At 27.9% G+C, this 13,033-nt stretch carries 13 protein-coding genes; 2 read left to right on the top strand and 11 right to left on the bottom strand.

Annotation, left to right across the window (positions count from 1 at the left end):
* The 6 genes from ACO409_RS06280 to ACO409_RS06255 form a co-directional block, all read right to left on the bottom strand.
* On the bottom strand, nucleotides 1-678 hold a 678-nt coding region (locus tag ACO409_RS06280; RefSeq protein WP_485555848.1), incomplete at its 3' end, for an RNA-guided endonuclease TnpB family protein.
* A 334-nt stretch (nucleotides 679-1,012) separates the two neighbouring features.
* A complete protein-coding gene (locus ACO409_RS06275) occupies nucleotides 1,013-1,753 on the bottom strand; it encodes an N-acetylmuramoyl-L-alanine amidase family protein (protein ID WP_485555846.1) in 741 nt (246 codons plus the stop codon).
* 132 nt (nucleotides 1,754-1,885) lie between these two features.
* Nucleotides 1,886-2,281, bottom strand: a complete 396-nt coding sequence (locus tag ACO409_RS06270; protein WP_485555844.1) for a zinc transporter 7-A — start codon at nucleotides 2,279-2,281, stop codon at nucleotides 1,886-1,888.
* A gap of 22 nt (nucleotides 2,282-2,303) precedes the next feature.
* On the bottom strand, nucleotides 2,304-3,284 hold the full coding sequence (locus ACO409_RS06265; RefSeq protein WP_485555842.1) for a RusA family crossover junction endodeoxyribonuclease: 981 nt from the start codon (nucleotides 3,282-3,284) through the stop codon (nucleotides 2,304-2,306).
* Nucleotides 3,285-3,317: 33 nt separating this feature from the next.
* The gene (gene fic, locus ACO409_RS06260) at nucleotides 3,318-3,953 is read right to left on the bottom strand and encodes a protein adenylyltransferase Fic (RefSeq protein WP_485555840.1); all 636 of its coding nucleotides are present in this window, start codon (nucleotides 3,951-3,953) and stop codon (nucleotides 3,318-3,320) included.
* A 21-nt stretch (nucleotides 3,954-3,974) separates the two neighbouring features.
* Nucleotides 3,975-5,909 (bottom strand): ABC-F family ATP-binding cassette domain-containing protein, encoded by a 1,935-nt coding sequence (locus tag ACO409_RS06255; RefSeq protein WP_485555838.1) that lies wholly within the window; start codon nucleotides 5,907-5,909, stop codon nucleotides 3,975-3,977.
* 204 nt (nucleotides 5,910-6,113) lie between these two features.
* Between ACO409_RS06255 and ACO409_RS06250 the strand changes: the two genes are divergently transcribed.
* Both ACO409_RS06250 and ACO409_RS06245 read left to right on the top strand, forming a co-directional pair.
* Nucleotides 6,114-6,377: a SemiSWEET family transporter gene (locus ACO409_RS06250; protein WP_146962156.1), complete on the top strand. Its 264-nt coding sequence runs from the start codon at nucleotides 6,114-6,116 to the stop codon at nucleotides 6,375-6,377.
* 231 nt (nucleotides 6,378-6,608) lie between these two features.
* Entirely contained in the window at nucleotides 6,609-7,823 is a 1,215-nt protein-coding gene (locus tag ACO409_RS06245; RefSeq protein ID WP_485555836.1) for an ATP-binding protein, read from the top strand.
* Between the two features lie 351 nt (nucleotides 7,824-8,174).
* On the opposite strand, the gene ACO409_RS06240 is transcribed toward ACO409_RS06245, so the two are convergent.
* The 5 genes from ACO409_RS06240 to rpsR all read right to left on the bottom strand — a co-directional run bounded on the left by ACO409_RS06240 (nucleotide 8,175) and on the right by rpsR (nucleotide 12,899).
* A complete protein-coding gene (locus tag ACO409_RS06240; RefSeq protein WP_485555834.1) occupies nucleotides 8,175-9,533 on the bottom strand; it encodes a DUF2207 family protein in 1,359 nt (452 codons plus the stop codon).
* Between the two features lie 46 nt (nucleotides 9,534-9,579).
* Complete coding sequence (locus tag ACO409_RS06235) at nucleotides 9,580-10,950, bottom strand: MFS transporter (protein WP_485555832.1); 1,371 nt, start codon at nucleotides 10,948-10,950, stop codon at nucleotides 9,580-9,582.
* Nucleotides 10,951-11,066: 116 nt separating this feature from the next.
* A complete protein-coding gene (locus ACO409_RS06230; protein WP_485555830.1) occupies nucleotides 11,067-11,645 on the bottom strand; it encodes a DUF937 domain-containing protein in 579 nt (192 codons plus the stop codon).
* 20 nt (nucleotides 11,646-11,665) lie between these two features.
* Nucleotides 11,666-12,331, bottom strand: a complete 666-nt coding sequence (locus ACO409_RS06225) for a lipoprotein (protein WP_485555828.1) — start codon at nucleotides 12,329-12,331, stop codon at nucleotides 11,666-11,668.
* Between the two features lie 328 nt (nucleotides 12,332-12,659).
* A complete protein-coding gene (gene rpsR, locus ACO409_RS06220) occupies nucleotides 12,660-12,899 on the bottom strand; it encodes a 30S ribosomal protein S18 (protein WP_018498449.1) in 240 nt (79 codons plus the stop codon).
* Nucleotides 12,900-13,033 lie beyond the last annotated feature (134 nt).

Here is a 13,033-nt window from a genome sequence, read left to right as displayed (position 1 = left end):
ATTTTTAGAAAACTTCACTTTTCTCGATAATGATTTCTGTAATTTTTTCAATTTTTCTTCCAACATCCTAAAATATCTTGGATAATCAGCCCTTTGGTTTTCAGAACTGACAAATAATTCAGACATTGAAAAATCAAGTCCAATTACTTTATCATTACTTGGGTTTTTTTGAATTTCTTTTTCAAATTCCGTCAAAATAGAAACATAATAATTTCCATTGCTGTTTGTTAGTGTTACCGACTTTATTCTGTAATCCTTTGGTATTTCTCTATGATATTTCAATTTTACTTTTTTCAATTTTGGCAAAACCAAATATTTGTTTTCCTCAATTCGTATCGAATTATTCACACAATTTGTCGTGTAACTTTTAACACTATTCTTTTTAGATTTGAACCTTGGAAATTTCGCTCTCTTCTGAAAAAAGTTCGTAAACGATCGTCTTACATTTAATTGAGCATTTGAAAGTGCCAAACTGTCTACTTCTTTTAGAAATTGATTTTCATTTTTCAAACTGGCAGGTGTAACTATTTTATTTTTTCCAGTTTCTTCATAAATTTTATTAGCGATATATAAAATCGTATTATAAACAAAACGAACACATCCAAAAGTCTTGTTTATCAACAATTCTTGATCTTTATTTGGATAAATTCTATATTTGAATGCTAAATTATATTTCATGAAATTACACCTCCTTTTGATTTTGAATATTATTTTTAATTATTTCTCTTCGATATTTTATACAAAAATTGTATCATAGGTATATCCTTTTTTCAATTTTTTTACAAAAAAAGCAATTCATCTCCCACTTATAGAAAGCCTACGACTTCTTGCTATCTTTTTGTTAAAAATTTTGTTGTCAATTTTTTTGAATATAAAAAAAACTCCAAATATTATATAGTTATTTTACCATATATTATTTAGAGATTTACACAAAAATTTTTACGCACTCGAATTTATTTACAAAAAAATACCTATTTATTATTTCAATAGGTACTTTCTTTACTTTATTTTTTTACTTTTCTTGTAAATATTTTTTTATACCATTTACTATTCCTGTCACCATTTTATTCTGGTACTCTGATGTTGACATTTTTTTGTCTTCATCAGGATTTGACATAAATCCTAGTTCGATTAATGTATTAGTTACTTTTGACCAATTTGTTCCTGTAAGGTCATCTCTATAAGAAACTCCACGATTTTTTGCTCCTGTTGCTTTTACGTATTCTGATAATATATCATGTGAAAATTTATCACTAGATTTTTGAACGCCTTTTGTGTATGGATTTTCTGGTGAAGAAGTTAAAACTGAAGCTCCTTGAGTTGAAGAATTATTGATTCCATCAGCATGGAGTCTTATGTATACTGAACATCCTGCATTATTTGTCCTTATTGCACGTTCTTTGTTGCTGATATCTACATCATGTGTTTCACGTACCATAAATACTTGATAACCTTCTTTTTTCAATGCATCTCTTAACTTTAACCCGACTTCTAATGTAAGCTGATATTCATATTTTTTTGTTGCTACTCCTCTTGTTCCTGATGATACTTTTGGTTTTTTCTTTGATGAACCAGGTCCAATTTCTTCTAATCCTGAATTTCCTTTAAGCTGATGTCCTGGATCAATACAGATTAATTCATTATTATTTTTTGATACACTATTAGTTTCAGCTTTTATTGGAAAAAATGTTGCTACACTTATTGTCAACATTGATATTACTTTTTTTATTATATCTATCATTCCCTCTGTCATAATCTTCCTCCTAAAATTTTTTTCACTTTAAGTCTACCATATAATTTTGTAATTAACAACTATATTTTAATTAATTTTTTAAAAAATTAAAAATTATAATTATTACTAATATTTTTTGATTTTCTAAAATTATTATTTCTTTTCAAAATCTTTTATTTTTAAAAAAATATAAACTATTATAGCACAAAAAATAAAAAACATCTCAAGATTATTAGCATTATTATTGCTATCAATACAAGACTGTCTTTCCTTAACGTCAACGATATTTTTACAATTCTTTCGACTGGAACTTCTTGAATGAGAACCACGACTTCTCCAAAAAGATGACGAATTTTCTTGCTCATCATCACTAGATTTTTTAGACTTTCCATCTCCTTCTCCATCTGAATGCCCTCTCAAATGCTCTCCGCTACTATGTTCTCCACCATAGTGACCACCATAATGATGACTTCCACCACTTCCATGAAAATGACCATGCCCACCACCGTGAGAATGTCCGCCACCACCTCTTCTTACTAATTTTTCCATGTTCTCCTCCTCTTATTATCCATCACACTTTTTTAAAATTATATGATTTATCAAAAGCATAACCAAACCCTGTTCTTAAAAAATTATTTGCTCTTTTTCTATTAAAATTTTTAATATTAAACTGTTTTGATCTTCCAGAATATTTCGTAACAAATAAATCTGTATTTACAAACTTTGGTGTCTCTTCTATAAATTTTAAAAAATTTTCTTCAAACATTTCTTTATTATCTTTTATTTTCTCCAATTCAATCAAAAATACATTTTTTAATGCAGAATATCTATTATTTGGAACTTTCAACTTAGAACAAGTTTGATCATACTTTTGTTTAAGTTCTTTAAAATATTCATTGCTTCCCAATGATTTCTGGTTTTTTTCTTTAGTTAATTCTGATTTTGAATTATTTTCCTCTAAACTTGAATCTTCTTTTCCCAAAACATTCTTTTCTTCTAAAATTTCTCTTTTCTCAACAACTAATTCAGGAATTTCTCCAATTTTTTCAGGAATGTAATAAATTTCTTCAGCATTATAATCTTCAATATAAACAGAAACATATGAATACAGCTTATTCGTTTTCCTTTTCAAAATTACCAGCTCTTCGACAAATTTATCATCCATAATCAAAGTCTTTTTCAAAGAATCAATCAAAACTTTATAATAATTATCCACATCTTTAATCATATATTCATACTCGTCAAAAAAATAAATTATTTTAACCTTAAGCGGTCTTTCCAGTAACTCAGCTTCACCATACTCCTTTTTAATAATTCTCCTAATTTCCTCCGTATACTTATCATATTCCCTTTTTAAATTATCTGATTTCATAAAAAAATTTATACTTTTCAATATTCCTTTCAAAGAAAAGGCATACAAATATTTCTGCTTTTCAATCGACTCTTCATTCATCTTTTTCAATTCCTTTTCGATATTTAATAAATTTTGTTGCATTTCCAATATTTTTTTCTCTAAAGACATTCTTCTCTCGCTTTCTTTACCCTCCCACATTTTTTACAACTTCAATGATTTCAAAATTTAATTTCAATCTAATTCTTCCAATTCTTTCACATCATATTTCCCCATATTTTCATACTCATAAGACTGATTAATTCCATTCATAAACATATCTCTATCCTCAATATCACTTGTCAAACTTTCCTTCAAAAGAAATTTCAATTCTAAATCATTAACCACACTTCTTTTCATCGCTGATAAATAGTCATTTCTATTAATTTTTTGCCAATCTACACACATTCCCAATCTTTTTATTAACATCTGATCCAACCAAATCCTAGTAGCTCTCCCATTTCCCTCATAAAATGGGTGCATTATATTCATCTCAATATATTTTTCAACTATTTCCTCAAAATTATTTTCAGGCATTTTTGAAACCGTCTTTAAATTATCTTCAAGATACATCACACGACAAAACATGGTATCACCTTTCCTAATATCATGTTTTCTCACTTCTCCAGCAGTTCCATAGCATTCTTGAAACAAATACCGATGTATTTCCTTCAATCCTTCAAAAGTTCCCACTTGAATATTTTTCAATATTCCATTATCAAACAATTCCCTTGCCCGTCTTTTACTCAAAAATTCTTCTTCATCTTGAGAAACTAACCTTTTTAAAATTTTGTCGCTTTCGTTTTCCCAGTTGTATTTGTTATTTGTCATTTATTTTCCCCATTCTACTCTCTACTCTTCAAATCCCTTCAATTCCTCACTCTTCAAATCCCACTCTTCCATCATTTCCATCTCGTCACTATCCAATCTGTCAAATTCCTCCTGAATTTCCATCAATTTTCCAACATCATTTTTTCGCCCAGCTTCTTCATAGTCTTTATTCAATTCTTCCCGTTTTTCTGAGATTTTCTCCATTTTCTCTTCCAATTTCGCAATATCTCTTTTCAATTTTGAAATTTTTTTAGAAAGTTCCTTTTGCTCCTGATATGACAATTTTTGTTCTTCTTTTGTTTCAATGTCAGTTGCAGTCGGATTCGATTTATTGTTTTTCAAACTTTCCTTGTAATCTTCGTAATTTCCTTTAAATTTCGTAAGACCATTTTCGTCAAGATAGTAAATTGTGTTACAAACTGTGTCTAAAAAGTGACGATTATGCGATACGACAAGCATTGTTCCGTCAAAATCTTCCAATGCGTCTTCCAAAACTTCAATTGAATAAATATCCAAATGGTTTGTCGGTTCATCTAAAATTAGGAAATTTGCTCTTTGCATATACAATTTTAAGAATGAAACTCTAACTTTTTCCCCACCGCTCAATTTTTCTACTTTTTTCAAAACACCATCGCCTGAAAACAAGAAAGCTCCCGCAAGTGTTCGCAAATATTCTTCCGTCAAATTTAAAGAATTATTAATTTCCTGCAAAATATTGTTTGCTGGAGTCAAATCCATGTGATTTTGGTCGTAATAACCGACTTTTACACGAGAACCAAACTCAACTGTTCCTGAATCTTGCTTCAATTTATTTACCAAAATTTTTAACAAAGTTGATTTTCCGATCCCATTTTTTCCAATAATTCCAACTCTTTCCCCACGAAATAGCTGAAAACTCACATTATTCAACACTTTTTTATTATCAAAACTTTTTGAAATTCCATTCACTTTTAAAACATTGTCCCCAGTAATCGTGTCTGTTTCAAATTTTAATTTCATTCTTTGCGGATTAAAAACAGGATCGTCCATTCGCTCGATTCTATCCAGAATTTTTTGTCGTCCTTTTGCCTGTCTAGCCTTTATTCCAGCACGGAATCTGTCAATATATTCTTCCATTTTCTTAATTTTTTCCTGCTCTTTTTCGTAACGCTTCATTTCCCCCTTCAAAATCATCTCTTTTTGAATAATAAATGCAGAAAAATTCCCATCATATTTATGCAATTTCTTATTCTCAATTTCAAAAATTTTGTTACAAACATTATCCAAAAAAATCCTATCATGTGAAACAAGCAAAAACGCCTTTGCATACCGTTTCAAATAGTCTTCCAGCCACTCAATTGAAACCAAATCTAAATGGTTTGTTGGCTCATCTAAAATTAGTAAATCTGGCTCAGATAATAGCAATTTTGCAAGTGAAACCCTAGTCTGTTCTCCACCACTCAAATCTTTTAGCACTAAATTGTAATATTCCTCTGTCAGCTCCAGCCCAGTCAAAATCTGCTTTATCTTATACTCAATATCATATCCGCCCTTCGCCTCATAAAGCGACGACAACTCCGCAGACTTATTAATCAATTTTTCCAGCTCATCATTTTCAGCCGTTCCCAAAAGCAAATTAACCTTCTGAAGTTCGTGCCAAATTTCCCTCTCTTCTGCAAAAACCGACATCATTTCTTCATAAATCGTGTTTTTTTCATCCGAAAATTCATGATTTTGCGATAAATACCCAATTTTCATAGAAGGACTTTTCACAATATTCCCAACTTCATTCAAATTATCTTCCGCCCCATCAATTCGCTCTCTATCAAGCAACATCCGAATAATTGTCGACTTCCCAGCTCCATTCACCCCAACAAGCCCAATCTTATCCTTCTCCTCAATCGTAAAATTAATATCCTTCAATATATATTCCCCAGCAAACTGCTTATACACCCTATTAAATTGCACTAAACTCATCAAATTCCCTTCCTTTTCTCTATTTTTATCAAATTATTTTTTTATATCTTATATTTTAATTTTATTCGTTAAATTATATCATTTTTGATATTTGTTTACAATGTTTGGGAATTTCTCATTAAAGAAATTTTTCTTTTAAATTTGACAATAATATTAAACTTTGATATAATTTATATATGTACTTTTTAAAAAGGAGGTAATTTTATGAACAAAAAGAAAATTAACACGGTTGTTGGTTCAATTGGAGCATTTATTGGAGTTTTTGTGTTTATAACCTATATTCCTCAAATTATTGCTAATTTAGGAGGAGAAAAAGCTCAGCCTTGGCAACCTCTTACGGCTTCGATTTCTTGTCTAATTTGGGTTATTTACGGATGGACTAAAGAACCTAAAAAAGATTTTATTCTTATCGTTCCAAATTTAGCTGGAGTGATATTAGGATTTTTAACTTTTATTACAGCTTTATAAATTTTTATTTATAAAAAATGAAATTTACTATTAAATATTTTTATTATACTTTTATTTAAAAACAAAAAGAGGTTTTATGCCTCTTTTTTTATTTTATCAGAAATTTTTATTTATTTTTTCTAGTATATAAGCAAAAAATATATTATTTTTAAAAGTTTTTCTAGTATAAGTTGAAAAACTTTTTAATTTAGTATATAATTTCTTGTATATATTAATATAGGTGGTGATAAAATGATAAAAAGAGAGCAATATTTAAAAGAAATTAGGAAATTTATGGATAAACCTATAATAAAAGTTATTACTGGTATGCGTAGAAGTGGGAAATCTATGATTTTAAAATTAATATCTAAAGAACTCGAAGAAAAGGGAATTAATAAAGAGAATATTATTTTTATTAATTTTGAGTCTTTAATGTTTGCCGAATTTGCAAATTTTCAAAAATTATATAGTTATATTATTGAAAAATCAAAAAATTTAACTGGTAAAATTTATATTTTACTCGATGAAATTCAAGAAGTTGTCTCTTGGGAAAAAGTGATAAATTCATTGCTAGTTGACTTAGATTGTGATATTTATATCACTGGTTCAAATGCTAATTTATTATCTTCGGAATTGGCTACCTACATTGCAGGAAGATATGTTGAAATAAAGGTTTTTCCTTTATCTTTTAAAGAATTTATAGATTTTTCCAAAATTCAAAATCCAGAAAAAATTTACAGCAATGAAGAATATTTTGAAAAATATTTGCAATTTGGAGGTTTACCTGCTATCCACAATTTTAATCAAGATAAAACTTCTATTTATCAGTATTTGACTGATATTTATAATTCTGTCTTGCTAAAAGATGTTGTTGCAAGAAATAATATAAGGGATATTGAACTTTTAGAACGAATAATTTTATATATTTTTGACAATATTGGAAATATTTTTTCTGCCAAAAAAATTTCAGATTTTTTGAAAAGCCAAGGTAGAAAATTAAGTGTTGAAACTGTTTACAATCATTTAAAAGCACTTGAAAATGCGTATATTATTTCAAAAGTTCAAAGATATGACATAAAAGTAAAATCCATTTTAGAAACACAAGAAAAATTTTATCTTCTTGACTTAGGTTTAAAACATTCTCAATTAGGCTACAAAGCAAACGACATCGCTGGTCATCTTGAAAACATCATCTATTTAGAACTATTAAGAAGAAAATACAATGTAAATATTGGAAAATTAAAAACAAAAGAAATTGATTTCATTGCACAAAAAGAAGATAAAAAATTATATATTCAAGCAACTTATCTTTTAGCCTCAGAAAACACCATTGAGAGAGAATTTTCTCCATTAAAAAACATTGAAGACAACTATCCAAAATATGTTCTTTCTATGGATAATTTAGATGAATATAATATAAATGGAATTCTGCGAAAACGAATTATTGATTTTTTATTGGATTTATGATTTTGGAATTATAGTAAAAATTTTTATTTTAAAATATTTTATTTTACTGATTTTTATAATACAATGACATCACGAATATGAAAAATTTTATCCAAAAATTTTCAAAATAATAGATAAAAATGAAAGAGAACCAATCAAATCAGTTCTCTTTTTTTTCCATATCAAACAAAGCCATAGTTTTACTCTACTACTCTCAAAACTCTACAATTTCTCACAAACAAAAATGAAACATCTTCAACTAATATTTCCGATTTAGAAATAAAAATTCCCGTCATTTTATCTATTTCTTTTAAAATTATTTTCTCATTATCAAATCTTTAAATTTTTTCATAAAATTTCTTTCCTTAAAAATCATCTTCCCATAATATTAACTTTCAATTCCCCCAACAATTTTTTATCACAAAAAACAGTCGAAATCAAAAGTTTTTTATAAATAAATTCTTTTCTCCCAGCAAAATTATTTTTCTCCAAAGTAACATCCAAAAATTTCAAAAATCTTTTTTCAATTCCCAAAGCAAAAGCATAAATATACATTTGCTGAAAATTTTCGATTAATTCATCTTCACTTGAAAAAGTGGGAACTTCCAATTTTTCAAAATTTAAAATGTATTTTCTGAATGATTCAATTTCATTCATGGCCAAAAGTCCATTTTCAGTATATCGCACGATTAATTTCTTGTAAATAAAAAATAAAATTACAAATGTCAATGGAATTAAAATATAAAATCTTAGTTCAAATATGAATGCAATATTTGGCAACATAAAACTATACAACGAAAATAAAAATACCAATGCAATAAAAATTTTTACTATTTTTGGGATATACTTAGAAAATATCGGTAAAAATGACATTCTTAGCCAAAGACTTTCCAAGAAAAAAACGATTATTGCAGCTAAAACTATAAGTCCAAAATTCCCTTCTCCACTTCCAAATTTTACATCTTTACTTGTCATTATAATTGAAGCTAAAATAACTCCAAAATAAAAAATATAAAATCCTGAATTTTTCTTGTAAATTATAAATTCTTCCAATTTTTCAGGCGACCAAAATGAACCTAAAAACTTTTTCTTCGTCCTTTTATAAATCTCAAACATTTTTTCAAAAAAAGGATCTAAAGATTTTTGATTATATGAACTACTCGAATAATTGCCGCTTGAACTACTCGATGAAGAACCCTTTAAAATTACATTTATCAAAAAAGCTACTAAAAAAGTTATTAACACTTGCAAGACTTCTCTAAAAATCTCTTTTCTTCTATCAATATTTTTTTCATCCATTTTCGGCAATTTCTCTCTATTCCCAGAACTTTGATAATCACTCAAAATCCCCTTTTCAGAATCCGCCAAGCTATCTAAAACCCATCGCTCTTCTGCAAAAAGCTCATCTTGTCTATAATAATTACTTTTAGATTTTTCCAAATTTTTCTTATACAAAATATCTGATTGAAAATCCATATTTTCAAAAAGTTTTTCTCTTTTCGCAATTATAAAATTTTTCTCAACCAAAGAAAATATCCCAATATGAAAATTTTTTTCCGTACCAGAATTATTCAAAATTCCAACTCCCATTGCAGAAATACTTTTCGGAACTTTTAATTTTGGTAGCATATCTTTTTTGAAAAAATTTTTACCCCAAAATTTTACTGTCCAAAAGCAGTAAATCAGTAAAACTGTAATCGCAATTATATAAATAATTGTTATTTCTCTCATAAAATCCTCCAATAATAATCAAAAAATTTCAAATGAAATTTCTTCATTATTCCTTCTCATTCTCAACTTCTTTCTCATCACTCCACTCATCTCTAGATTTACTAGAATTAAGAACATATCTAGATCCCGAAAACATTATTTTTGAGAACATACTTTTCATCTTTCCACTTTTTCTAGCGTACACAAATGTTTTTTCAAATGAATAAACTCTTGTCAATTCCAACAATGAAAATAATCTCAAGACAAATCCGATAACAAAAGCAAATCTTATAGTGTAAAATTGTTCTCCAAAAATATAAATTACGCCGTTATTGATAAATTTTCCTAAAATTCCACCAAATATTCCAGCTGCTATTGCTGAAAGCCCGGAAACCATCGCATAAGCTCCCACATAAGCATCAGCAGGCTCTCCAGAAACTTCCATCATCAAATTTAATAAACTTAGTGTTATTGCTGTAAATCCAATCGCATCAATTACCGCAGCTGCAAAAAGCATTGACATTTTGTTATCTTGAGTCATCGAAAAATATGTAAGGACATAATATGTTGTAAAAAATATTCCCATTCGCAACATCGTTTTATTCCCGTATTTATCAGAAAATTTTCCATACACCAAATAAAGTACGCTTGACAAGATTGCTGTTAAAACTCCCATTTGTGAAATAAACATTGTATTTACACCAAGTATTTTAATTCTATAGTATTCTGTCATTGGTTTCAAAAATTCCCATGTAAAAAGCCACACAGAAGCAAATCTTAAATAATCAACAAAATTCTTATTCTTGAATGCCATTTTTATACTTACTTTTTTAGCATCATCTCCTAAATCAGGAACATAATGAAGACACATAAATATTGCTGAACCTATTGCTGAAAGCGACATTGTTGTTGTCAAAAATAGCATTGCAATTTTTCTATTAGGCATTGATAAAACATATCCATAAAATAAAGTATAAACTACGGTAGATAACGAAGAAAATAAATTACGAACCCCAAAATATCTTCCTCTCTCTTTTTTATTAATAATTGTTGTCATTACTGCTGTCCACACATTATTTGAAAATGGCGAAACAATAGCATAAATAAACATTACCATAAAATATACTCCCTGTTTTCTCACATCAAAAAGTATAGCAAAAGGCATCACGCATATCACCAATCTTGAAAGGGTTGCTGCTATTACCATTGTCTTTTTTCTGCTCCCAAGAATATTATTTACTTTGCTTGTAAATATTTGTAATAGATATCCAGCTGTCGGTAAAGACGACACAATTGAGATAAAAAAAGAACTCATATTAAAATAAATCGCCAGACTTAACAGTACAAAGCTCTGCATTCCTACCGAATATCCATTAAAGAACATAACTTCTAATATTGCATATTTTTTTGTATTTTCTATCGAACGTTCTCTATCCATATTTCCCTCCAATTTCTCCTGTCGCCTCAATCGACAATCTAAAAAAATAGACAAAGATGACTAATTCAAAACTGAATAACCTCTTTGCCTAACTGCATATTTATTTTATAATTTAATTATTTATTACCACCAAATAATTTACCAATCATTCCAGTCAAATCATCCATTACATTTCCATCTTTATTCGCATCTAATAAATTTGTAATCATACTCATAATTCCACCTTCTCCAGCAAAATTCGCTGCAAGATTTGAAGTTAAATTACTAATTCCTTGTGCATCTAAATTATTTTCTTTTTTCTGTTGTCCTAACGCTCCCAAAACCAATGGTGCCAAAGTTTCTAACATCTTCAAACTTCCTTGCGTATCCAAACCACTCGACTGAGAAACAGCATTTGCCACATTTTGTGTATTTCCACCAAATAAATGGTTCAAAATTCCTGCTCCATCCTTTAAATCAGGGTTTTGTAAATAACTTCCAAGATTATTTAATACTGAGCCATCGTGCTGTTCCAACGCTTTATTCAATCCTTGTGCTTTTTCGCTATTATTTGCATTTTTATTAACTGCTGCCAAAATTGCTGGTAGAGCTGCTGCTACTCCATTTCTCGCTTCTGTGCTGCTTCCTCCAACTTGCTCGGCTAATTTCCCTAAATCTTGTCCTTGTAAAAGTCCTAATAATGCCTCTAAATTCATTTTTCCTCCATTTTTTTTAATTATTTGTTCTTTTCTAATTTTACTAATGTTTCTTCATTCGTTTTACTTTTATTGATAAAATTCAAATTATGAATACTAGTTACTGCCTTTTCATCTTCTGAATCTCTAGCAAAAAATATAAGCTCTCCTGTTGCAGAATCTATTCTTATTCCATAAATTATACCATTTGTATAGGTTAAAAAGCTTGTCAACTCTTTCTCTCCTAAACTTGATAAAATTTTTGTATAAATTGCTCTAGCCTCTGAATCTTTGATATTTTTATCAGAAACTTGTATCAAATTTACAACCATATTTTCAATAATTCCTAAATTAGCTCCATTTACATTATTAACTTTAAGAAATATACTAGTTGCACTTATTCCACTATAATCAAGTGCATAAATTGCATCTCCTCTTGAATGTATTTTGGCATAATAATAATTTCTATTTTCATAAGTTAATTTTTCAAAATTTCCAATACTTATTTTATTGTCTTTAGATTTTTTTGAAAAAGTTTCGATTATCTTTTCTATTGAATTATTTGAAAAAATGTTTTCCTGTGCAGTTTTATTTTGTATATTTTCAGGATTCTTTTTTTCCTCTTTCTTCTCACTTCCTTTTTTATCATAACCTATCATAAAAATAAATAAAAAAAGCAAAAATATATTCATTTTTTTATTCAACATTTTTATTACCACCTATTTTTTTTATACAAAATACTAAATCTCATTTAAAAAATAAAAATTATATATTTTAAATTTTTATCTCCTTGATAAAAAAATTTATAATTAATCCACTATTTAAATGAGCAATAGTACAAAATCTCCTCAAAATCAAACTAAAAAAACTTTGTTTTATTTTTTGTTAAATATTAAAGAAATCAAGTATATTTGATACATTATACAATATTATTCTTAATTTTTCCATATTTTTTCAAAAAAAAAGACTATTTATAAACAAGCTAATACTCATTTTTAAATAGTCTTAATTTTTAACTAAAAGAAAAACTTATTGTTATTTTTCAATTCTTGTATAAGGCATTAAAGCTATTTGTCTAGCTCTTTTAATTGCTTTTGCAATTTTTCTTTGAACTTTAGCTTCCAATCCTGTTACTCTCGCTGGAGAGATTTTACCTTTATCATTCATAAAGTTTTTTAATAATTCAACATTTTTATAATTGATATCTTCTACTTTAAATTTAACTTTTGGTCGTCTTTTTCTTCTTTTAAATTCTGTAACTGGTTTAGCTCTCATTAATTTACACCTGCTACTAAAAATGTATTAAAATATATTTAATACACCAGAATATTGCTGCTTCAATGAACATACTAAAGTCTACTAGCTATTTTGTTCTCCACAGCCGTAAATTCCCGACTAGCCCTCGGTAC

The sequence above is a fragment of the Leptotrichia sp. genome (assembly GCF_057270615.1).
This window is presented reverse-complemented; position numbering and strand designations above follow the sequence as displayed.

Bases quoted from the DNA above. Each gene is read 5' to 3' on its own strand.
- ACO409_RS06275 (WP_485555846.1), bottom strand. From the start codon at position 1,753: ATGACAGAGGGAATGATAGATATAATAAAAAAAGTAATATCAATGTTG.
- ACO409_RS06270 (WP_485555844.1), bottom strand. From the start codon at position 2,281: ATGGAAAAATTAGTAAGAAGAGGTGGTGGCGGACATTCTCACGGTGGT.
- ACO409_RS06265 (WP_485555842.1), bottom strand. From the start codon at position 3,284: ATGTGGGAGGGTAAAGAAAGCGAGAGAAGAATGTCTTTAGAGAAAAAA.
- fic (WP_485555840.1), bottom strand. From the start codon at position 3,953: ATGACAAATAACAAATACAACTGGGAAAACGAAAGCGACAAAATTTTA.
- ACO409_RS06255 (WP_485555838.1), bottom strand. From the start codon at position 5,909: ATGAGTTTAGTGCAATTTAATAGGGTGTATAAGCAGTTTGCTGGGGAA.
- ACO409_RS06250 (WP_146962156.1), top strand. From the start codon at position 6,114: ATGAACAAAAAGAAAATTAACACGGTTGTTGGTTCAATTGGAGCATTT.
- ACO409_RS06245 (WP_485555836.1), top strand. From the start codon at position 6,609: ATGATAAAAAGAGAGCAATATTTAAAAGAAATTAGGAAATTTATGGAT.
- ACO409_RS06240 (WP_485555834.1), bottom strand. From the start codon at position 9,533: ATGAGAGAAATAACAATTATTTATATAATTGCGATTACAGTTTTACTG.
- ACO409_RS06235 (WP_485555832.1), bottom strand. From the start codon at position 10,950: ATGGATAGAGAACGTTCGATAGAAAATACAAAAAAATATGCAATATTA.
- ACO409_RS06230 (WP_485555830.1), bottom strand. From the start codon at position 11,645: ATGAATTTAGAGGCATTATTAGGACTTTTACAAGGACAAGATTTAGGG.
- ACO409_RS06225 (WP_485555828.1), bottom strand. From the start codon at position 12,331: ATGTTGAATAAAAAAATGAATATATTTTTGCTTTTTTTATTTATTTTT.
- rpsR (WP_018498449.1), bottom strand. From the start codon at position 12,899: ATGAGAGCTAAACCAGTTACAGAATTTAAAAGAAGAAAAAGACGACCA.